Annotated in this window: 14 protein-coding genes; 9 read left to right on the top strand and 5 right to left on the bottom strand. The window is 72.9% G+C overall.

Going from position 1 to position 22,704, the window contains the following annotated elements:
- The first annotated feature begins 9 nt into the window (after positions 1-9).
- Both AB0G28_RS09940 and AB0G28_RS09945 read left to right on the top strand, forming a co-directional pair.
- The gene (locus tag AB0G28_RS09940; protein WP_361085592.1) at positions 10-6,948 is read left to right on the top strand and encodes an amino acid adenylation domain-containing protein; all 6,939 of its coding nucleotides are present in this window, start codon (positions 10-12) and stop codon (positions 6,946-6,948) included.
- 34 nt (positions 6,949-6,982) lie between these two features.
- Complete coding sequence (locus tag AB0G28_RS09945) at positions 6,983-8,089, top strand: thioesterase domain-containing protein (protein WP_361085595.1); 1,107 nt, start codon at positions 6,983-6,985, stop codon at positions 8,087-8,089.
- 76 nt (positions 8,090-8,165) lie between these two features.
- On the opposite strand, the gene AB0G28_RS09950 is transcribed toward AB0G28_RS09945, so the two are convergent.
- On the bottom strand, positions 8,166-9,362 hold the full coding sequence (locus AB0G28_RS09950; RefSeq protein ID WP_361085598.1) for an MFS transporter: 1,197 nt from the start codon (positions 9,360-9,362) through the stop codon (positions 8,166-8,168).
- Positions 9,359-10,435: an alkene reductase gene (locus AB0G28_RS09955; RefSeq protein ID WP_361085601.1), complete on the bottom strand. Its 1,077-nt coding sequence runs from the start codon at positions 10,433-10,435 to the stop codon at positions 9,359-9,361. Before AB0G28_RS09955 ends, AB0G28_RS09950 begins: the two co-directional genes overlap by 4 nt.
- Before the next feature lie 125 nt (positions 10,436-10,560).
- Between AB0G28_RS09955 and AB0G28_RS09960 the strand changes: the two genes are divergently transcribed.
- From AB0G28_RS09960 to AB0G28_RS09985, 6 genes are all read left to right on the top strand, one after another.
- On the top strand, positions 10,561-13,194 hold the full coding sequence (locus AB0G28_RS09960; protein WP_361085605.1) for an AAA family ATPase: 2,634 nt from the start codon (positions 10,561-10,563) through the stop codon (positions 13,192-13,194).
- Between the two features lie 69 nt (positions 13,195-13,263).
- Positions 13,264-13,887, top strand: coding sequence for a nuclear transport factor 2 family protein (locus tag AB0G28_RS09965; RefSeq protein ID WP_361085608.1), 624 nt, complete (start codon positions 13,264-13,266; stop codon positions 13,885-13,887).
- Positions 13,888-13,983: 96 nt separating this feature from the next.
- Positions 13,984-15,537: a hypothetical protein gene (locus AB0G28_RS09970; protein WP_361085611.1), complete on the top strand. Its 1,554-nt coding sequence runs from the start codon at positions 13,984-13,986 to the stop codon at positions 15,535-15,537.
- A 21-nt stretch (positions 15,538-15,558) separates the two neighbouring features.
- On the top strand, positions 15,559-15,996 hold the full coding sequence (locus AB0G28_RS09975) for a hypothetical protein (protein ID WP_361085614.1): 438 nt from the start codon (positions 15,559-15,561) through the stop codon (positions 15,994-15,996).
- On the top strand, positions 15,993-17,021 hold the full coding sequence (locus AB0G28_RS09980) for an FHA domain-containing protein (RefSeq protein ID WP_361085617.1): 1,029 nt from the start codon (positions 15,993-15,995) through the stop codon (positions 17,019-17,021). The genes AB0G28_RS09975 and AB0G28_RS09980 overlap by 4 nt, the downstream gene beginning before the upstream one ends.
- Positions 17,022-17,031: 10 nt before the next feature.
- A complete protein-coding gene (locus tag AB0G28_RS09985) occupies positions 17,032-18,276 on the top strand; it encodes a cation:proton antiporter (RefSeq protein ID WP_361085620.1) in 1,245 nt (414 codons plus the stop codon).
- Positions 18,277-18,855: 579 nt separating this feature from the next.
- Here the strand turns inward: AB0G28_RS09985 and AB0G28_RS09990 are convergent.
- From AB0G28_RS09990 to AB0G28_RS10000, 3 genes are all read right to left on the bottom strand, one after another.
- Positions 18,856-20,424: a hypothetical protein gene (locus tag AB0G28_RS09990; protein WP_361085623.1), complete on the bottom strand. Its 1,569-nt coding sequence runs from the start codon at positions 20,422-20,424 to the stop codon at positions 18,856-18,858.
- Positions 20,425-20,508: 84 nt separating this feature from the next.
- On the bottom strand, positions 20,509-21,015 hold the full coding sequence (locus tag AB0G28_RS09995) for a hypothetical protein (RefSeq protein ID WP_361085626.1): 507 nt from the start codon (positions 21,013-21,015) through the stop codon (positions 20,509-20,511).
- Positions 21,016-21,038: 23 nt separating this feature from the next.
- Positions 21,039-22,025, bottom strand: coding sequence for an NADPH:quinone reductase (locus AB0G28_RS10000; RefSeq protein WP_361085629.1), 987 nt, complete (start codon positions 22,023-22,025; stop codon positions 21,039-21,041).
- Between the two features lie 127 nt (positions 22,026-22,152).
- Between AB0G28_RS10000 and AB0G28_RS10005 the strand changes: the two genes are divergently transcribed.
- Positions 22,153-22,695, top strand: coding sequence for an SRPBCC family protein (locus tag AB0G28_RS10005; RefSeq protein WP_361085632.1), 543 nt, complete (start codon positions 22,153-22,155; stop codon positions 22,693-22,695).
- Positions 22,696-22,704 lie beyond the last annotated feature (9 nt).

Genomic DNA, 22,704 nt, shown 5'->3' on the forward strand with positions numbered 1-22,704 from the left:
GACGAGACGATGACCGAGAAGACCCTGGATCCGCGCATCGCCCTCGACTTCTGGGTGCGGAAACTCGGCGGCTGCGAACCGTCGGACCGGCCGGTGGCGCTGACCCCCACGGGCCGCGCCGGCGGCCGGGGACGCTGGTCGGTCACCGCGTCCGACGCGGATCTGGCCTTCCTGCGGAAGGCCGGCCGCGGCGACGCGCAGGCGGAGATGGTGCTGTACAACGCCCTCTACCGCTTCCTGCTGTCGTTCTACTTCGGACCGGACGCCGGCGTGGTCGCCGTGGGCGGTCTCGCACCGGCCTCCGAGGCGCTCATGTTCCACACCGGACGGTTCGACGAGGACGAGACGCTCCGGGACGCGATCGGCGCGACCCGGGCCGAGACGCTCGCGTGCGCGCCGTACCGCGACTACCCGTGGGACCGCCTGCGCGACTGGATCGACGCCCAGGGGGACGCGCTCGACGTCATCCGGTTCGGGCTGGTGGGCGGGGACTCCCCGGCGGTGAACCCGTGGCTGGCGGCCCGGGCGGCCTACTGCCTCGAGGTGCCGGTCACCGGGCAGGGCAACGAGTTCACGCTGACCTGCGGCCCCGGGTGCGACGGGCGGGCGGCGGCCCAGTTCCTGCGCCACTTCGTCGGACTCGTGCGCGGCTTGCGGGACAACCTCGACCGGCCGCTGCGGCGGATCGCCGTCCTCACCGCCGCCGAGGCCGGCCGGCTCGCCGGCGCGCTGACCGGCCCGGCCCCGGACCCGGAGCTGCCGGCCGGCCTGCTCGTGGACTTCCGGAAGCAGGTCGCCGCCACCCCGGACGCCGTGGCGGTCGTGGACGCCACCGGCACCCTCACCTACCGGCAGCTCGACGAAGCCGCCAACCGGCTCGCCCGCTTCCTCCGGGACGAGCACGGTCTCGGGCGCGGGGACTTCGTCGGGGTCGCCCTGCCCGCCGGCCGCGACCTGGTCGTGGCCATCTTCGCGACGCTCAAGGCGGGTGCGGCCTACGTGCCGATCGACCTGCGCTACCCGGCGGACCGCCAAGCGCTGCTGATCGAGCAGAGCCGCGCGGCCGCGGTGGTGGTGCGGGAGCCCGGCGACCTCGCGGCACCCGTGGCGAACGTGATCGCGCTGACCCGGCTCGCGGACCGGATCGGCGAGTACCCGGGGACCGATCCCGGGACGGTCGTCCGGGCGGACGACAGCGTCTACGTGATCTTCACGTCCGGGTCGACCGGCACGCCGAAGGGGGTCGCCGTCGAGCACGGGGCCTTCCGCAACCTCCTGGCCTGGTACCTGCGGGAGGTGTGCGACCGGGAGCGGCCGGACTTCCTGCTCATCGCCCCGGTCAGCTTCGACCTGGCCCAGAAGAACCTGTTCGCGCCGCTGCTGTGCGGGGGACGGCTGCACCTGCCGGGCACGGCCCTGGACGACTACTCCGCCATCGTCCGGTACGTCGACGCGCACGGCATCGACGTCGTCAACTGCGCGCCGAGCGCCTTCTACCCGCTGCTGGAGTTCGGCGGCGACCGGGAATTCCACGCGTTGCGGTCGCTGCGCCACGTCGTGCTCGGCGGGGAACCGATCGACGCCGCGAAGCTCGCCGCGTGGACCGGCTCGCCCCACTTCCGGGCGAGCATCATGAACTCCTACGGCCCCACCGAGTTCACCGACGTCGTCAGCTACCACCGGCTCGACACGACGGACCTGCGGCCGGACGGCGGCCCGATCCCCATCGGCCGCCCGATCGACGGCATCCGCCTGTTCGTCCTGAGCCCGCACGGCCGGTTGTGCGCGCCGCACACGGTCGGCGAGCTGTACCTCGGCGGCGCGGGCCTGTCCAAGGGCTACCTCAACGACCCCGAGCAGCAGGCGCGCCGGTTCGTCCGGCTCGACCCGGCCGAGACGGGCTTCGACGGCGTGCTCTACCGGACCGGGGACCTCGTCCGCTGCGACGCGGGCCACCGGCTGGAGTTCCTGGGCCGCGCCGACGACCAGGTGAAGATCAACGGCTTCCGGATCGAGCCGGGTGAGGTCGAGCGGGCGGTCCGCGCGCTGGACGGCGTGGACGACGTGGTCGTCTGCGCCAAGCCGGTCCGGGGCGAGCACGTGCTGGTCGCCTACTACCTCGCCGAAGCGCCGCTGGACCCGCGGGCCCTGCGGGAGCAGGCCGCACGGACCCTGCCGCCCTTCGCCATCCCGACCCACTTCGTCCGGCGCACGTCCTTCCCGCGGTCGCCGAGCGGCAAGCTCGACCGGCGGGCGCTGCCCGCTCCCCGCGGCGACGACCCGGCGGCCGCGTCCGAACCGCCCGCCACCCCGGCGGAAGAACGGCTCGCCCGGCTCTGGGCGCGCCTGCTCGACCGCGAGCGGGTGGCCCGGCACGACGACTTCTTCGCGCTCGGCGGGCACAGCCTCACCGCGATCCGCCTGGTTTCCCACATCTCGAAGGACTTCGGCGTCGAGCTGAGCCTCGGGACCGTGTTCGAGCACTCCCGCCTCGACGACCTGGCCGGTGTCGTGAGCGCCGCCGCCCCGGGACGGTTCGCCGGCATCCCCCGGCTCCCGCCCGCCGACGACTACGAGCTGTCCAACGCGCAGCGGCGGCTCTGGTTCGCCTCGCAGTTCGGGTCCGCGTCCCAGGCCTACAACCTCTGCTCGGTCTACGAAATCCGCGGCGAGGTCGGGCCCGCGCGGCTGGAGCGCGCGCTGCTGGACGTCATCGGCAAGCACGAGAGCCTGCGCACGGTGTTCCGCGCGGGCCCGGGCGGCGAGGTGCGGCAGGTGATCCGTCCGGCGTCGGCGACGGGCTTCCACCTCGAGCACCTCCCGTCCACCGGTGAAGAGGCGGTGGCGGAGTTCGCGGGACGGCCGTTCGACCTCGCCCGGGGACCGCTGCTGCGCGCGGCCCTCGGCGAGACCGCGGACGGGGGCCACGTCTTCGCCTTCGCCGTCCACCACAGCGTCTGCGACGCCTGGTCGCTGGGGGTGTTCGTGAGCGACCTGCTGAAGTTCTACGATCCCGCGCCGGCGGGCCCGCCGGTCGCCGGGCTGGACATCCAGTACAAGGACTACACCGCCTGGCAGCGGGACCGCCTGGCGTCCCCGCACCACGACGACCACCGCGCCTTCTGGCGGGCCACGCTGGCCGGGATCGACGCCGTCCCGCCGGCCGGCCTGCCGGGCGCCAAGCCCCGTCCGGTGGTCAAGACCCACGCCGGCGCGGTCGTCGAGCACACCTTCACCGCGTCCTTCGCCGCCCGGCTCGACCAGCTGGCCGCCGAGCACGGGTGCACGCTGTTCATGGTGCTGGTGGCGGCGCTCAAGGCGACCCTGTTCCGGCAGAGCGGCCAGCCGGACATCACGCTCGGCACCCCGGTCGCCGGGCGGGACCACGTCGACCTCGAAGACCAGATCGGGTTCTACGTCAACACGGTCCCGTTGCGGACCACAGTGGACACCGGCGACACGTTCGCCGAGCTGCTGGCCAAGGTCAAGGCGGGCACCACCGCGGCGCTGGAGCACCGGGCCCACCCGTTCGACGCCATCGTCGACGACCTCGCGCTGCGGCGCGATCCCGGCCGCAGCCCGGTGTTCGACCTGCTGGTCGTCCTCCAGAACGCGACCGACAACCACGCGCTCGACCACATCGAGGGCCCCGGCTTCCGGCTCCGGCGCCGGTCCGCCCCGCAGCGGTTCAGCAAGTTCGACGCGACCTTCACCTTCGTCGAGCGGGGCCCGGACGCCGGGCTCGCCATGGAGGTCGAGTACAACACCGACCTCTACGGCGAAGGCGCCGTCCGCCGGTTCGCCGGCGCGTTCGAGACGGTGCTCGCCGACGCGTGCGACGACCCCGGCCGCCCGCTGGGGCGGCTGCGGTGCGTGCCGGCGGCCGAACGGGAACTCGTGCTGGCCTTCGGCCGCGGCCGCGCCGACCCCGGCGGTCCGCCGTTCGCGACCCGGTTCGCCGATCGGTGCGCCGCCTCGGCGGGCGACCCGGCGCTGCTCGTCGACGGCGAAGTGGTGACCTACGCGGAACTGGACGCCCGGTCCGACCAGTTCGCCGGGTTCCTCGCCGGGGAGCTGGGCGTGCGCCCCGGGGACCACGTCGCGATCCTCCTCGACCGCGACGACTGGCTGGTCGTGTGCCTGATCGGCGTCCTCAAGGCCGGCGCCGCCTTCGTCCCGCTCGACCCGGCCTACCCCGACCGCCGGATCGAGTTCATCCTCGGCGACTGCCACTGCGACGTCGTCGTGGACGCCCCCCTCATGCGCCGGTTCCGGGCGGCCCCCGGCCGGTGGCCCGCCGTCCCGGCCGTGCCACCGTCACCCGAGGCGACCGCTTACGTCATCTACACCTCCGGGTCCACCGGGGACCCGAAAGGCGTGCAGATCACCCACGACAACCTCGCCGCGTTCCTCCAGTGGTGCCTGCGCGAGTTCGCCGGCACCGACGCCGAAGTGGTCTTCGCCGCCACCTCCATCTGCTTCGACCTGTCGATCTTCGAGCTGTTCTACTCCCTGGTCGCGGGCAAGGCCGTGCGGCTCGTCGAATCCCCGGCGCACATCGGCGAGTGGCTGGGGACGCACCGGCGCGTCCTGCTCAACACCGTGCCCTCGGTGATCCTGGAGCTGGCCCGCGCCGGCCACGACCTGTCGGGCGTCACGGCGGTCAACGTGGCCGGCGAGCCCGCGCCGCCCGCGCTCCGCGAGGTGCTGGACGTCGGCCGCACCGAGGTCAGGAACCTCTACGGCCCGTCGGAGGACACGACCTACAGCACGGTCTACCGCTTCGACGGCGGCACCGGGGCCATCCCGATCGGCCGGCCCGTCGACAACACCCGGGTCTACGTCCTCGACGCCGCCGGGCACCCGGCCGGCATCGACGTGCCCGGGGAGATCCACCTCGCCGGCCGGGGGCTCTGCCGCGGCTACGTCAACCGCCCCGACCTCGACGCGGCGGTGTTCACCGAGCACCCGGAGTTCCCCGGCGAACGGCTGTACCGGACCGGCGACCACGCCCGGTGGCGGCCGGACGGCAACCTGGTGTTCCTGGGCCGCCGCGACGCCCAGGTGAAGATCCGCGGTCGCCGCATCGAGCTGGGGGAGATCGAGGTCGCGCTGCAGCGGCTGCCCGGTGTCCGGCAGGCGGCCGTGCTGGCCAGGGGCGAGGGGAGCGCGGCGGAGCTGGCCGCCTACTACGTCGCGGACGGGCCGCGGGCCGAACCGGACGACGTCCGGCGCTCGCTCGCCGCCGCCGTGCCGGGCTACCTGGTGCCCGCCTGGATCGTCCGCCTCGGCGAGCTCCCGCTGACGCCGAACGGCAAGGTGGACCGGCGGGCGCTGCTCGCGCGCGAGGCCCCGGAGCGGACGGGACCACCCGCGGTCGCGACGGCGCCGGAGACCGAGCTCGAGCGCCGGGTCCTGGAGGTCTGGCAGTCCGTCGTCGCCGCGCCCGCGGCCGGCATCGACGACTCGTACTTCGACCTGGGCGGCGACAGCCTCCGCGCCATGACGATCATCGCCCGGCTCAACGAGGAACTGGACGCCGGGCTGCGGATCAGCGACCTCTACCACCACCCGACCGTGCGCGCGCTGGCGGTGAAGATCCGGAACGGTGCCGGCGACCGCGCGCCACGGGTGCCGTCCCCGGCGGCCGGTGGCGACCGGCCGCCGGCGACCGAGTACCCGATCACGACGGCCCAGGCCGGCATCTACTACCTGCAGCGGCTCGACCGGCGCAGCACGGCCTACAACATCCCGCTGTCGTTCGCCGTCCGCGGCCCGCTCGACGAGACCCGCTTCCGCGCGGCCGTGCGCGAGCTGGTCCGGCGGCACGACGCCTTCCGGACGCGGTTCGCCATCCGCGACCGGAAGGTCGTCGGCCTGGTCGAACCCGCCGCCGAGGTCCCGATCGAGCGCGAGGAGCTCCGCCCGGGTGCGGAAACCTCCGTGCTGCACGGCTTCGTGCGGCCGTTCGACCTGGCGGAGGCGCCGCTGATGCGCATCAAGCTCGCGAAGCGATCGGACGTGGAGCACTACGTCGTCATCGACGTCCACCACATCGTGTTCGACGGTGCGTCGGTCGCGCTGCTGTTCACCGAGCTGATGCGCTTGTACCGCGGCGACGCCGTCGACGAGCCGGGGCTGGGCTACGCCGCCTACGCGCTGCTCACCGGGGAAGAGGCCGCGGACGAGCGGGCCCGGCAACGGGCCTACTGGCACGGGAAGCTCGGCGGCGAGCGAACGCCGCTCGCCCTGCCGTTCGACTTCCCGAAGGGCAAGGTCCAGCGGTTCAGCGGCGACTACGTGGACGTGTGGATCGGCGCGGAGCGGCGCAAGCAGGTGGAGTCGCTGGCCCGGGCGGCGGGCACGACCGTGTTCTCGGTGCTGTTCTCGCTGTTCGCCGGCGTGCTGGCGCACCTCGGCGGCCAGGACGACGTCACCGTGGGCATCCCGGTGGAGTGCCGGCGCGATCCGCGGATCCGGGCCACCATCGGCATGTTCGTGAACACCCTCGCCGTCCGCGTGCCCGTGGATCGCACGCGGCCGGTGCGTGACCTGGTCCAGGCCCACGCCACCGAGCTGTTCGCGGCCCTGGACCACCAGGAGTACCCGTTCGAGACGCTGGCCCGCGAGCTCGGGATCCCGGCCGGCGGCGACCACCCGCCGCTGTTCGAGGCCATGTTCGCCTACTACCCGCGGCTGCCGGTGGCGGAGCTGTTCCGCGGCGAGGGCCTGGCGGTCGAGCAGTACCACGTCGACCGGCCCCGGATCAGCAAGTTCCCGCTGACCTTCCTGGTCGACGAGACCGAGGACGGCTTCCGCGTGAGCCTCAACTACGACCGCTCGCTGTTCCGGCCGGAGACGGCGGGGGCGATGGCGGACGTGGTCCGCGCGGCCTTCGACCTGGTGGCGAACCCGGCGGAGCCGCTGTCGAAGCTCCCGCCCCTGTGACCGCCTCCCGGAGTCCGACCGCGAAGGGCAGACAATGCAGACCGAGGACGAAGTGCGGGCCACGATCAGCGAACTCTGGTCACAGGTCCTGGAGAACGACCAGCTGACGGGGGACACCGACTTCTTCGCGGCGGGCGGCAGCTCGCTGAAGTCACTCGTCATGCTGACCGAGCTGAACGACGCCTTCGAGACGGAGTTCGAGATCGCCGACCTGGTCGACTGCCGGACCATCGACCAGCAGGTCACCGCGGTCTGGAACCGGCTCACCCGCGGGACGTCGGTGACCAGGGACGGCCACGCCGTCCTCGTGCCGCTGACCAGGGATCCCGGCCGGTCGGACGTCACCTTCGTGGCCATCCACGACGTCGGCGGCGACGTCTACGGCTACCTCGGCCTGGCCGGGGAGTTCTCCGGGCGGGCCGGCCTCTACGGCCTCAAAGCGGCGCACGAGGGTTTCGAGGTGCCCCGGACGCTGTCGCTCGCCGGCCTGGCCGAGGAGTACGTGGCGACCCTGGAGTCGCAGCTCGGGGCCGGCCGCCGGTTCGTGCTCGTGGGCTGGAGCCTCGGCGGCCTGATCGGCTTCGAGATGGCGAAGCTGTTCGACGAGCTCGGCCGCCCGGCCGAGCGCCTGGTCCTCGTCGACTCACCGTACGAGCTCGACCTCCCGAGCCCGGACGACGCCGGGCTGTTCACCCCCGAACACGAGCGGGCCCTCCTCGCCGGTTTCGCCTGGGACGGCGCTCCGCCGGGCGCGTCCGTGGCGGAGATCTGGCGTGCGGTCCGCGCGGGCCTCGACGCCCCCGCCAAGGACCGCCTGGCGGCCGAGCTCCACCGGCGGTTCCCCCTCCTCGCCCGGGTGATCCCCCACCTCGCCGGCCTCAACGACACGGAGTTCGTCTGCTACGTCAACAGGTTCCGCTCGGTGTTCCAGGCCGGCCGGAAGCACCGGCCCGAGGGCCGCACCACCGCACCGGTCGACCTGCTGACGGCGTCCCGCTCGCGGAACTTCGACGCCCGGTGGGCGGAACACACTTCGGCGGCGTTCCGCCGGCTGTCACTGGACGGCGACCACTTCTCCGTCCTCGACCGCGCCTCCGCCCCGGCCACCGCCCGCACCATCCTCGCCCTGGCCGCCGGGTAGGCCCTCGGACCCGCCCCGGGATCGATGCTGTGAGAGGGGTGTCGAACCGGGGCCATTGCCCCTTCCCCGCGCGTGATCAGCCGATCAGCAGGGCGACGATGGCGGGCCCGAAGGCCGCACCGAGCAGGTAGCACAGGGTGAACAGGCCGATGCCGGCGGACCGGCAGCCGTCGGGGACCGCCGCGGTGGCGCGAACCGCGAACACCCCCTGACCGGCTGCCGCGGCGATCGACGAGACCGCCGGTGCCAGCAGGAGGACCAGCGGCGTGCCGCTCGAAACCGCGATCAGCACGGCCACGCCCCCGGCGATGGCGAACCCGGTGATCAGCGGGCCGAACCGGACCCGTGCGGTGACCGCCACCACCACCCACGATCCCGCGCCGCCGAACAGCAGCGGCCACAGCATGGCCGTCCCGATCTGGTGGGCCGTCCAGCCGGCGTGGCGGGAAAGCAGCACGGGGATCGCGTAGAACATGCCGAAGTTGATCACCGCGAGGGTGAAGGCGAGCCCCGCGCAGATCAGGAACCGGGGCGTGCGGACGACGACGGCGGGGACGAACCCGTCCGGCCGACCGCGGATGTGCCGGCCGAGCAACACGCCGGCGGCGATCGCGCCCACGGCGGATTCGAGCGGCCACTGCGGGACGAAGACCAGGGCCGTGACCACGGCGGTGAGCAGCACCGCACCTGTGCCGTCGAACCGGTCGCCGGCCGTGGTGGCCGTCGGGGCGCGGCGGAGGGCCGCCGGTACCGCGAGCAGGCTCACGCCGGGCAGCGCCAGGGCGGCGTGCCACGACAGGACGTCGCTGACGAGCGAGCCGACCAGGGGCGCCGTCGCGCCGAACACCGCGAGCGAGGCCGTGACGAGCCCCATCACGCGGGCCGATCTCGCCAGGTTCATCGCGGCCGCGACCAGGCCGGCGGCGCCGAGGCCCTGGACCGCGCCGGCGACGGCCAGCACCGGCAGGACGTCGCCGGTGGCGACGGCGACGGCCCCGAGCAGGGCGAGTACCGCGCTGACGGACAACGCCGCACGGGCTCCCCGGTGCCGGAGGAGCCCGGCCGTCAGCGGCGTGCCGACCGCGATGCCGAGGCCGAACGCCGTCACGATCCAGGTGGCCGACCCGACCGGCGTGCCGAGCGCACGAGCCACGTCTCCGAGGATGAGGGCGGGCCCGGCGATGCCGAACGACAGGGGGCCGGCGAGCAGGGCCAGCCACGGGGCGGCCGGCGCCGGGGCCCGTGCGGAGGTGCCGGCGAGCGAGGTCGTCATCGTGACTCCAACGTCGGGTAGTCGGTGTAGCCGCGGTGGTCGCCGCCGTAGAAGGTGTCCGGGTCGGCCTGGTTGAAGGGGCCGCCCGCCCGGATGCGTGCCGGAAGATCGGGGTTGGCGAGCCAGAGCGTGGCGAGGCTGACCGCGTCGCAGAGCCCGGCTCGCAGGGCAGCGGCGGCCGATTCGGCGTCGGCGGTCCGCTGCTCCGCCGTGGGGTGGGGGTTGAGCACCAGCGCCCCGGGCCATTCCGCCCGCAGCACCTCCGTCAGGTCCCGGTTGTTCGTCTCGACCAGATGCAGGTAGGCGAGGCCGAACGGGGCGAGTGCCCGGGCCAGCGCGGGGTACAGCTCGGCGGTGTCGGTTTCGGCGATGCCGTTGTAGGTGATGCCCGGCGAGATGCGGATCCCGGTCCGATCCGGGCCGATCGCGTCGCTCACCGCCTGGACGGTCTCGACGGCGAACCTGATCCGGTTCCCGATCGAGCCGCCGTAGGCGTCGGTGCGCGCGTTGGTGTTGCCGGACAGGAACTGGTGGACGAGGTAGCCGCTGGCGCCGTGCAGCTCCACTCCGTCGAACCCGGCTTCCATCGCGTTGCGCGCGGCGGACACGAAGTCCTCGACGGTCCGGTCGATGTCGGCGAGCGTCATCGCCCGCGGTGTGGGGCGGTCCAGCATCCCGTCCGGCGTGAACAGCTGTCCCCCGGACGGAATCGCCGAAGGGGCGAGCGGCAGCGCGCCGTCCGGATACAGGCACGGGTGGCCGACCCGGCCGGCGTGCATCAGCTGGACGAAGATCCGGCCGCCCCGGTCGTGGACGGCGTCGGTGACCCCGCGCCAGGCCTCGACCTGCTCGGGCGAGTGCAGGCCGGGGGTGTCGATGTCGCCCTGGCCGAGCACGCTGGGCTGGGTGCCCTCGGTGATGATCAGCCCGGCGCCGGCTCGTTGCGCGTAGTACTCCGCGGTCAGCTCGCCGACCACTCCGCCGGAGGCCCGGCTGCGGGTCATCGGAGCCATGACGAGGCGGTTGGGCAGGTCCAGTTTGCCGAGCCGCGACGGCTCGAAGATCTCGGGCACGGCGTCCTCCCCGTCAAGTGCTCCGCAGTTGAATCGGCTGCTCACGACGCTAGAGGCCCGGGACGTGCGGGCGAATCGGTAAGGTTTCTGGTCTCGTTACCGGGGTTTTCGGGTACGTAGTGCTCGTGCTCTACGGCAGATCCGCCGAGCAGGCGGCCATCGAGCGGTCGATCGCCGCGGCGGGCGACGGCCACAGTACGGCGCTGGTGCTGCGCGGTGAGCTGGGGATCGGCAAGTCGGCGCTGCTCGCCTGGGCCGCCGACCAGGCGTCCGAGGCGGGCCTGCGGGTGCTGCGGATGACCGGGGTCGAAGCCGAGGCGGACCTGGCCTTCGCCGGGCTGGTCCAGCTGCTGTGGCCGCTCCAGGACCGCATCGACGGGCTGTCCGGGCCGCAGGCCGGCGCGCTGCGGGCGGTGCTCGGTTCCGGCCGGGCCGGGCAGGACCGCTTCCTGCTCGGGCTGGCGGTGCTCAGCCTGCTCGCCGGCCTGGCCGAGGAAGGGCCGGTGCTCTGCGTCGTCGACGACGCCCACTGGCTCGACCAGGCGACCGCCGACGCCCTGCGGTTCGCCGCCCGCCGGTTGGCCGAAGACGGCGTGGCGATGGTGTTCGCGGCCCGGGGCGAGGGCTTCGCCGCGCCCGGGATCACCGAGCTGCGGCTGGGCCGCCTCGACGACGGCGACGCCGGGCGGGTGCTGGCCGACCGGGGCCTCGACCCGGCCCGCCGCGACCGGGTGATCGCCGAGTCCGCGGGCAACCCGCTCGCCCTGGTCGAGTTCGGGGCGGCCCAGCGTGACCAGCCGGCCGGGCCGGTGCCGCTGCCGGTCGCCGACCGGGTGCTGGCCTCGTTCCGCGCCCGGATCAGCGGGCTGCCCGAACGGACGCGGCTGATGCTGGTGATCGCCGCGGCGGAGGGCCGGGGCCACCTGCCGACGCTGCTCGGCGCGGCCACCGCGTTCGGCGTGGACGCCGGCGATCTCGCGGAGGCCGAGACCGCCGGGCTGGTGCGGGTGGCCGGGGACACCGTCTCGTTCCGGCACCCGCTGATCGCGACGGCCGCCTACCAGGGCTCGGTGCTGGCCCGCCGGGTCGCCGTCCACGAGGCGCTCGCCGGGGCGGCGAACGACCCCGACAGCCGGATCCGGCATCGCGCGGCGGCGACCATGGGGCCGGACGAGAGCGTGGCGGCCGGGCTCGCCGAAGCCGCCGAGCGGGCCCGCCGCCGGGCCGGGCATGCCGCGGCGGCCGGCTGGTACCAGCAGGCCGCGCGGTTCACGCCGGTACCGCGGGAGCGGGCGGGCCGGCTGGCCGAGGCGGCGGCGCTGGCGCTGGCGGCCGGGCAGGCCGCCCGGGCCGGGGAACTGGCCGAGCAGGCCGGACAGCTCGTCGACGGCTTCGCGGAGCCTGCCGGCCTCCCGCAGGTCCGGGCGGCCGTGGAGTTCGAGCTGGGGGAGCCGCGGCCGGCCGCCCGGCTGCTGATCGAACGGGCGGCCCGGGCGGACCCGGACCGGGCCGCGGCCATGCTGCGCACCAGCGCCGGCTACGCCTGGTTCTGCGGTGACGCCGACTCGATCCGCGTCGCCGCCCGGATGGGCGACGACCTCGGCCGGCCGGACCCCCTGGTGACCGGGATGGCGCACCTGGTCGACGAAGACTACGCGCGTGGCCTGCCGCTGCTGGCCGAGTTCGTCGCCGAGGAGCAGGCGGCGGCGGACGACGCCGCCCGGGCCAGGGCCGCCTTCACCGGGATGCTCATCGGGGACGACGCCACGACCCTGCGGCTGGCCACCGCGGAGGTGGCGCGCTGCCGCCGGGAGGGCCGGATCGGTGCGCTGCCCCAGCTGCTGCAGGACCTGGCGGGCGCTCAGGTCAGGGCCGGGCGGCACCGCGACGCGGAGGCGACGGTGGCCGAAGCGGTGGAGATCGCCCGGGACACCGGGATGCACCCGCGCGTCACCCGCCTCAACGGCGTGCTGGCGAGGATCGCCGCGATCGAGGGCGACGAAGAGCGTTGCCGCCGGCTCGCCGAGGACACCCCGGACGCCGCCGGGGCGGCGGGCGACGGCGCGCTGATCCTGCTCGACCTGGCCATCGGCGACCACGAGGCCGTGCTCGGCCGGTTCGACACCGCGCGCCGCCGGCCGGGCAGGCACACCGCGGTGCTCATGGCCGCCGTGGCCGACCTGGTCGAAGCGGCCGTCCGGGCCGGCCGGCCCGAACGTGCCGAGCAGCCGCTGCACCGGTTCGAAGCGTGGGCCCGGGCCGGGGGCCAGGACTGGGCGGTGGCCGTCGCCCTGCGCTGCGGTGCGTTGCTGACCGGGCGGGAAGAGCCGTACCGGAAGGCCTTGCGCCACCACGCGCGGGCCGGCCGGCCGTTCGAACGGGCCCGCACCGAGCTGCTGTACGGCGAATGGCTGCGCCGGGCCCGGCGGCGGGGCGACGCGCGGACTTCACTGCGCTCGGCCCTGGAAACCTTCGAGGGGCTGCGCGCCACCCCGTGGGCGGAGCGGGCCCGGACCGAGCTGCGGGCGGCTGGTGCCTCCGTGGCGCTGCCCCGGCCCGCCGAGGCGAACGTGCTGGATCTGCTGACACCGCAGGAGCTCCAGGTGGTGCGGATGGCCGCCGAGGGCCGCAGCAGCCGGGAGATCGCCGCCGCGCTGTTCCTCAGCCCCCGGACCGTCGAACACCACCTGTACAAGGCCTATCCCAAGCTGGGGATCAGTTCGCGCCGCGAGCTGTCCCGGCTGGACCTCCGCTCCTGACGTCCACACCTGACGGACTGCCGTCGCCGTGATGGTGTGGCCCCGGTGGACACTGCGATAAACGACACCATGGGTACATTCGAACGGCGAAGCCTGGCTGATTTACTGGCCGTCGAAGCAGTTCGCCAGTCCATCGTCCGCGAGCGGTGGGCACGCGACATCGGCGACTGGGACGAGATGGCCCGCTTCTACTACGACGACACGCGGATCGCGGTCGGCTGGACGACGTGCAGCGGTGCGGAGTTCATCGAGCACACCAAGAAACTCGCGGCGACCGGCACCCGCGGTCACGGCCTGCACCAGCTCGGCCCGATCCAGGTCCGGCTCGAGGGCACCCGTGCCGTCGCGGACCTGCCCGCGCAGATCGCCATGCCCGTCGAGATCCACGAGACCGAGATGACCATCCTGGTCTGGGAACGCATGTGCTTCCGGGTCGAGAAACGGGAAGACGACTGGCGCATCGCCGAGTTCCGGGCGGTCTACCTGCGCGACACCCTCGTCCCCGACCACGTCGGCGACGTGGTCCGCTTCGACGAGGAACTGCTGCGGTCCTGCCGCCCTTCCTACCGCTACACCCAGTACTGGTCCAACAAAGCCGGCTGGGGCAACCACCCCGACCGGCCGGGGCTCGACCGGCCCGACCTCATCCGCGACGTCTACGAAGCCAACGAGAAGTGGCTGTCCGGCGCGTGAACCGGCCGGGCAGGCGCCCGGTATGTCCACAGTGGAGCAAGCACGGCGACGACCGGGTGAACCGGCGCGACCCAGCACGAGAAGGAGGTTACTGACGTGACCGAGACGGTAGCTGCCGATCAGCTGGAACCCACCGCCGAAACCCCACCGCACCCGTTGCCCGAGCTGCTCGCGAACAGCAGCAGGTGGACCGACGACATGGTCGCCGGGGCCGGGATTCCCGTGCAGGACTCCCCGATCGCCTCGGTGGGCGGTGGAATCGGCTCGTACATCCTGACCGACTACCTCCGGGTGGCGGGCGGGGTACCCACGTCCGGCCTGCGGGTGGTCTCCAACCTCGGCCACCCCTGGCAGACGTACGAGCGCCTGGCGACGGCGTCGCAGATCTCGAGCCACGACCGGATCCGGTCGGACTCCGCGTCCCGCCCGGACAACATCTGGGGTTTCCCGTCCTACGCCCTGCAGGAGGCCGTCCAGGAGCGCAGCCTCGCGCCGCTGGCGCAGGTGTTCCTCGAGCCGGTCTTCGACGACTTCTACACGCCGCGCCTCGGTGTCGTGATGCGGTCCATCAGGAAAGAGGCGCAGCGGATCCGCTATTGGGACATGCTGGTCCGCGGCGAGGCGCAGCTGGTGCGCAGGCGAGCCGGCGGCGGCTACTTCGTGCTGTTCCTCGACCCCCGGGCGGAGGATCCGCGGCCGATGGCGCTGCGGGTGCGGGACGTGCACCTGGCGGTGGGCTATCCGGGCCTGAAGTTCCTCCCCGAAATCCAGGAGTTCCGCCGGCTCAAGAACGACTTCCACCGGGTGGCCAACGCCTACCAGAACCACGAGCACATCTACCAGGCCCTGCGCCGCCGTCCGGGCACGGTGCTGGTCCGCGGCGGCGGGATCGTCGCGTCCCGGGTGCTCGAACGGCTCATCCTGGACCGGGAACGGCACGGCCACCCGACCCGCATCATCCACCTGCTGCGGACCTACGTGAACGGCCCGCACGGCCCGCACCGGTGGGCTCGCCGCCCCGGCCGGGACGGCTTCGCCTACCAGGGCTTCAACTATCCGAAATCCGTGTGGGGCGGCCAGTTGCGGGCGCGGACGGCCGCGCTGGACGGGGCGGAACGGGCCGAGGTCTACGACGAGATCGGCGGAACGACGACCGCGTACCGGCGGGAATGGCAGCGTCAGCTCCGGAAGGCCCGCGCGGAGGGCTGGTACCACGCGGTCTGCGGGACGCTCGCCGAGCTGCAGGACGACGGCGAGACGCTGACCGCCCGGATGAAGGTGGCGCAAGGCGAGTTCGAGATCGAACCGGACTTCGTCATCGACTGCACCGGGCTCAACGCCGACGTTTCCGGCCACCAGGTGCTGCGCGACCTGCTCCAGCACGGCGGGGCGCGGCGGAACCCGCTGGGGGGCATGGACGTCAAGCGCAGCTTCGAGCTGATCGGCGCCCAGAGCGGCGTGGGCCGCGTGTATGTGACCGGTGCGGCCGCGCTCGGCGGGCCCTTCCCCGGCGTGGACACCTTCCTCGGGCTGCAGATCGCGGCGCAGGAAGTCGTCGACGACATCGCCGGGCGCGGGTTCTGCCGCAAGCTGGGGCCCGTCACCTCGACGTTCGAATGGCTGCGCTGGGCCGCCGGCCGGCGAATCTGACCGAGATGGGAAGAGTGTGACATGGTACCGACCCTGTTCGGCCGCATCCAGACGCGGCTGTGGCTGCTCGCCGTCGTCGGCGGCCTGGTCACGGTCCTGCTGACGCCGGTCTTGCCGGTGCAGGCGGCCGTCGCCGACAAGTACCGGACGACCTTCGTGGTGCTCGGCGCGGTCGCCGTCATCGGCGTCGCCTGGGAACTGGTCTACCACCTGCTCATGCAGTGGCGGTGGGAGAAGGACTGGCCGACCCTGTTCGGTCTGGTGACCGCGATTCCGGAGGGGGTGCTGGTGGGCTGGCTCGCCACGCAGGGGTTGCTGCCCTTCCTGCCGGGACCGGTTCCGCCGGAGGTCTTCGCCATCCACTTCGCGGTGGTGTGGTTCGTTGTCTGGCTGGTCGCGAACGGCCCGATGCGGGTTCCGTTCGTCCGCTGGCGTTTTCGTGGTGGGAGGTTGCTGTGAACGAGACGACCCTGATGAACCGGGCCATGCGGCTGCGAGTGGGGAGCGGGGTGCTGGCGAGGCACGAGGACCTCGTCCTGCTGTGCGAGCTGCCACCCGACGCCGAGACGAGCGTGCGGAACATCCTCGACGAGGTGAAGGCCGCGGCTTCCGCCGAACAACCCGGGCGGCACATGGTCCGGCGGCTGGTCACCAGCCTGGCGGCCGCCACCGACCGGTTCCCGTCCTTGTGCGCCTTCGGCGCCGTCGGCGACGGCATCGCGGTCGCGGTGCACGGGAAGGCCAGGCTGCGGGTCACCACGACCGACGGCGAGCTGAGGCTGGACGGTGCGGAGGCGGTGACCATCCTGGACCGGGTGGTCGCCGGACCGGTGATGTCGGTCAGCGGCGAGATCGGCGACCGGACTCCGGAACTCTGCCCGTGGAGCGAGCTCACCTCGGGCGTGGTCCGGGCGGACGCGCTGCAGTTCGGCGCGTTCCGCGAGCCCGGGGCCGAGGAGGAGGCGAGACCACCGGCGGAGCCGGAAGAAACCGCGGTGGACGAGGGGCCGGAGAACCGGTCGCAGGTCATCGGGGTGAGCTGCGCCAAAGGACACTTCAACGACCCGGCCGTCCCGTACTGCGCCGTCTGCGGCATCGGGCTGACGCAGGCCGGCCATCACTCGGCCGAGGACGACCGCCCTTCGCTCGGCGTGCTGGTGCTCGACGACGGCACGCTGCTGCCGATGAACAAGGACTACGTCATCGGCCGGATGCCGGAGGGCGCCGCCGACGCGAGCGACCGCGACGTCATGCTGCTTCGCCTGCTGGACCCGCAGATCTCGGCGGTGCACGCCCGGATTCGGCTGGACGGCTGGGAGGTCTCGGTTTCCGACGCGGATTCGGCCAACGGCACCTTCGTGCGGGAACCCGGTTCGGACTGGTGCGTCCAGGTGCCCAGCGGAGGCCGGGCCGTGCTGCAGCCGGGTGCCATCGTCACCATCGGCCGTCGCCAGTTCCGGTACGACTCGTACCGCCGGCCGTGAGGAGCCGGCCGTGACCAATCTCCTGACCCTCTTCGACATCGCTGTCATCGTGCTGGCCGCCAAGCTCGCGGGCATGGTGGCCCGCAGGATCGGGCAGCCCGTGGTGGTCGGCGAGATCGCCGTCGGCGTCCTGCTCGGTGCCCTCCTGCACGTCGGCGAGATCGCCCAGGTGGTCGTGCCGGGCACCGTGCGGACCGCGTTGAACGCGGTGGCGGCCATCGGGCTGGTGCTGTTCATGTTCACCGTCGGGCACGAATGGGATCACCGGCTCCTGCGCGGGAAGACCCGGGCCGCGGCCGGGATCGCCATCGGCTCGACCCTGCTGCCCTTCCTCCTCGGGGGCGCGACCGCGTTCTGGCTGGCGACGACCCGCTACCACCCGGCCGCCCCCGTGGTGTTCGTGCTCTTCGTGGGCGCCGCGATGTCGATCACGGCACTGCCGGTCCTGGCCAGGATCCTCGTCGACCGCGGCCTGTCCGCGACCTTGGTGGGCCGCCTGTCCATCGCCGGTGCCGCCGCGGTGGACGCCGCCGCCTGGGTGCTGCTGGCCCTGATCGTGGCGTTCGCGGGTGGGTCCTCGCCGTGGCAGATGCTGCTCCTGGTGCCCTTCGGGCTGGTCATGGTGTTCGGGGTGCGGCCGTTGCTGTCCACCGCGTTGTCGCGGTGGACCGGCAAGGGCGGGTTCGGCCTGATCTTCGTCGGCCTGTTCCTGTCCGCCGTCGTCACCGAATGGCTCGGCCTGCACCTGGTGTTCGGCGCCTTCCTCTTCGGCGCGATCCTGCCCGGCCGGGACAACCCCGAAGTGCGCCGGCACGTGGCCGAGGTCGACCGGCTCTGCCGGAGCTTCCTGCTGCCGGTTTTCTTCGTCACCGCCGCGATCGACGTGGACCTGACCGGCCTGGGCGCGGCCGGCCTGGCCGAGCTGCTGGTGATCCTGGCGGTGGCGGTGGCGGGGAAGCTGCTCGGCGCCTACCTCGGAGCACGTTCGGGCGGCGTGGAACACGGCCCGGCCGCGGGGGTCGCCGTGCTGATGAACGCCCGGGGCGTCACCGAGCTCGTCGTTCTCCAGCTGGGACTGCAGATCGGGGTGCTGGACCGGAAGCTCTATTCGATCATGGTGCTGATGGCCCTGTTCACCACCGCGCTCACCGGGCCGCTGCTGGCGCTCGTGCGGCGGCGGTACGGGCCCGTGGCGGAGCTCGGGACGTTCGTCCCCGACGCACCGGCCGTCCCGTCCGGTGCGCGTGACGGGTAAGTCTTCAGCGGCGTAAGAGGAAGCCCGGCCGGTTTCACCGGCCGGGTTTTCTCGTGCGTTCCGGCTCGGTGTGCCCACCACCCCGAAGCCGCAATTGTGACTACGGACGGCAGTACCGCGTCAAGGCGGGAAAGCGTGCCTTGACCCGGCACCGCCGTCCGTGTTCCGGCTTCGTATCGGGGTTGCGGGGAGGTCTGGGTGGGGCGCCGGTTGGTCTTCAGCGTGCCGTTCACGCCGGTGAGGCCCTGCCCTGATGCGTGCCCTGATGCGCCCCAATGTGGCATTGGGTGCGTTGGATGCACCGAATGCCGCATTGGGTGCGTTGGATGCACCGAATGCCGCATTGGGTGCGTTGGATGCACCGAATGCCGCATTGGGTGCGTTGGATGCACCGAACGCCGCATTGGGTGCGCTGGACGCACCCAACGCCACATTGGGGCGCTTCCCGCCTCGGGACGTGCCGCGGGACCCGAGATCTCGAAGGGGCGGCCTGCCGGCGGTGGGCACGACAGAACTCGGCCGGTTGCGCTCCCCCTGGGGAGAGCGCAACCGGCCGAGTAGCGGGCGGTGCGGGTCAGCTCACCACGCCGTGATGCCCATCGGCGCCGCCTCGCCGCCCATGCCGAACGGCTGCTGCGGGAACACCGAGTGGTTTTCCACGTAGGTCAGCTTGCCGTCGGGATTGACCTTGAAGACCCACAGCGAGCCCTCGACCGAGTTGAGCTGGTACAGGTAGTCGGTGTTCCGGCTCAGGGCCTCGTCGCTCAGCCCGTCCTTGACGACGTCGTTGTTCACGTCCTTGCCGTCCGGCGCCGAGGCGACCGGGTGCAGCATCTCCAGGCCGCCGTCGTCGCGGACCCGGTAGGACGTGATCGCGCCGCCGCCGAACGCGCTGGTCGCGAAGGCCAGCTTCTGGTCGCGGGTCACCGTGATCCAGCAGGTGTCCGTCTGGCCGTTGTTCACCGTGCCGTTGACCGGCCGGAGCGTGTCGTCCGGGTTGACCCCGTAGGACACCGCGCCGCCACCGCCGGGGTTGGCCATGGCGCCGTTCTGCTCGGAGACGATCATGGTGCCGTTCTTCAGGAAGTTGAAGCCGAACGGACCGGCACCACTCGGGTCGAGCGCGCGCATGGCGCCGAGCTGGCCGTCGAAGCGGACGTCGAAGAGGTCGATGACGCCCTTCTTGGGCTTGCTCTGGCCCGGAGTGCTCGCCGTGCGCTCGGTGACGACCAGCTTCTTGCCGTCCGGCGTGAACGACACCTGCGAGCAGCCCGACAGGCCACGGCCGGCCAGCTGCCGGGTCGAGCCGTCGATCTGGGTGAGCGCGCCGTCCGGGGTGACCCGGAAGCCGGTCACCGAAGGACGGTCGCCGCTGCTGCAGTTGTTCAGCAGGTCGTTCGGCCCGAGGACCAGCCGGCGGTCGGTCTCGCCGCTGTTGAGCACGTACACCAGGCCGTTGTTCACCGTGACGCTCACCGGGCGCTTGCCGCCGGAGGGAACCTGGCTGACCAGGTCGAGACCGTCCTGGTCGACCCGGAACACCGAGATCGTGCCGCTGCCCGCGTTGACGGCGAACAGCAGCTGCGCCTCGTCGACGTTCTGGATCGGCGAGGCCTCGCCGTTGGCGGAGCCGAGCACCAGCCCCTGCGCGGCGTCCTCGAAGCTGCCGCTGCCGGCGCCACCCGTGGGGTAGCGGCCGACCTCGTTCAGCGTGCCGTCCGGCTTCCGGGAGAACGCCACGACCTCGTTGGCGGTGGCGTCGTTCGACTGCAGGAAGACCGCGCCGTCACGCAGGTTCCCCGGCGCCCCCGGGCCGGCCGGGATGTTCTGCGGCGCGTTGTTCCCCTGCTGGGCCGCGGGCGGCGGGGCCTGCTGGTTCGCCGGGCCGTTCTGGGCCTGGGGAGCCGCGGCGGGACTGCCGGTGTCGACGATCGCCGAGGTGACGAAGGCGGTACCGGTCACCACCCCCGCGGTCAGCACCACGACGAGAGCGACGACGAGTCCCCGGCGGCGCCGCTTCGGCTCCGGGGCCGGCGGTACCGCCCACGAAGGCGGTTCGGTGGCACCGCCGGCCGCCGACCCCGGGAGCGGCGCGAAGGCCTGCGGTTCACCCGGTCGCGCTTCGGGGTTCTCGTTGTTTTCTGCCATAGCGATCTCCTTGGTGTTGCGAACTTGCCGGGTCGGTTATCGCAGTGCCGCGGGTGCGGCACCAGACCCGGCGACGAGGATCTGTCAGGTGGCGGCCGCTTTCCGGAGCGGACAGGCCGATGACCGGCTGACAGCCGAGCGGATCGCCCCGACGACCGCGGTCCACGGAGGCAGCTTGGTGCCGTGGACGGGGCATTTCCGCCAGCGGAGGCCGTTTCCGCCGCCGCGCAACGCCGGCAGCGGCAGCGATGTTCCCGGCTCGGACCACTCGATGCCCGCCCGGGTCAGGTCGTCCCATGTGGACGGACGAAGCGGGATGCGCGGCTGGGTGAGGAAGATCCAGCACACGCCGGGGTCGCGCAGCTCGACGACCGGCGCGCCGAGCAGGCTCTGCACGAGGGTGTGGTCGACCTCGGCGGCGAGCGGGGCGCGGACGGCCAGCGCGTCGACGACGTCTCCGAGGCGGAGCCGGACCCCGGCCGGGCCGGCGACCGCCGGCCACGCGAACGCGACGCGGTAGTACCGCGCCAAGGCACGATCGGTGAACGAGATCGAACGCGGTTTGCGCTCGTACGCCGGCACGACGGTCATGGCAACTCCTCGGTGGAGACGGCCTAGGGATCCAGATCCGGCCGCAGGACCAGCTTCGTGCTGCTCGTGCCGCCGGCTTCCACTCGGCGATGGGCTGACGCGGCCGCGCTCAGCGGCAACGTCTCGGTTTTCCGGGCTCGCAGGCACCCCGTGGCGAGCGACCGGTTGATGGTGCCGGCCGCGTGGGCCAGCTCCGTGGTGGTGGCCTGCGAGATGGCGAACCCGACGACGGAACGGTCCCGCAGGTACAGCGGTCCCACGGGCAGGACCGGCCGCGTCCGCATGCCGGCGAGCACGACGATCCGGCCGCGGTTGGCCAGCAGGTCGACCGACGAGGACAGGTCGTTCCGCCCCGCGGTGTCGATGAAGACGTCCACGCCGTCCGGGGCCGCGGCCCGAACGCGTTCGGGCACGGCGGGATCGGTGTAGTCGATGACCTCGCTCGCGCCCAGGGACCGGCAGTAGCCGGCGTCCCGGGCCGCGGCGGTGGCGATGACCCGGGCGCCGGCCGCGGCGGCCAGCACGACGAGCGCGCTGCCGACGTTCCCCGCGGCACCCGCGACCACGACGGTCTCCGAGTCCCGGAGCCGGCCGTGGGTGAAGAGGGCCAGGTGCGCGGTCGCCGCCGGATGGGCCACCGCGACCACTTCGGCCGCGCTCACCCCGTCCGGCATCCGGTAGAGCCGGTCGACCGGCACCACGGCCCGCTCCGCGGCGGCGCCCTGGCGGCCCGCGTGGCCGAGGCTGTTGCACCACACCGGATCGCCGGGCCGGAAGCCGTGGACGTCCGAGCCGGTCTCGACGACCGTGCCCGCCAGGTCGCGGCCGATCACGAAGGGGAAGTCGATCGGCGTACGCCACGCACCGGACCGCACGAAGGTGTCCACGTGGTTGACCGCCGTGGCGGTCACGTCGACCAGCACGTCCGCCGGGCCTGGCCGTGGCGTGGCCAGCTCGCCGTAGTGGATGGCCTCCGGCGGGCCCAGTCGTTCGATGAAGGCAGCACGCATGAGGGGATTCTCCGGCCGCCACCGCGCCGGCCGGGAGGGCCGGCGCCCGACTCCGTCAACTCCGCGACTTGACGGACCCGTATCGAAGCTCACCGGGTGAAAGCCCGCGCGTGGAAGCATTTCAGCCATGACGAACTCAATCATCGACACCGCACCACTGTTCGACCTCCGAGCGGACATCCAGGTCGCCGCGACGCCGGTGGAGGTCTACGGCGTGGTCAGCGACCTCACCCGCAGCGGCGAGTGGAGCCCGGAGTGCCTCGGTGGCGAATGGGTTTCCGGCACACCGTCCACTGTGGGCGCGGTCTTCCGCGGCAAGAACCTCCGCAGCGAGCAGGTGGTCGGCTGGGCGCCGCTGGTCCGCGGCATCTGGCACACCGAATGCCGGATCGTCGAAGCCGAGCCCGGCCGCACGTTCCGCTGGATGATGCTGAGCCACGCCAACGAGGACCAGGAAAGCGTCTGGGGTTTCGACATGGCGGACGCGTGCGGCCACTGCACGCTGACCCACCACTTCCGGATGGGCAAGGCGACCGCCGGCATCCACAAGATCGTCGCGGAGCTCGACGAGCCCGCCCGGAAACGGTTCGTCGAAGAGTGGACCGCCAAGCTGAACCAGGACCTCACGGACACCCTCAAGCGGATCAAGGACGTCGTCGAGCTGCGCTGAGCAGCGCGC

Source organism: Amycolatopsis sp. NPDC021455, assembly GCF_040640995.1.
In the GTDB taxonomy this organism is placed as follows: domain Bacteria; phylum Actinomycetota; class Actinomycetes; order Mycobacteriales; family Pseudonocardiaceae; genus Amycolatopsis.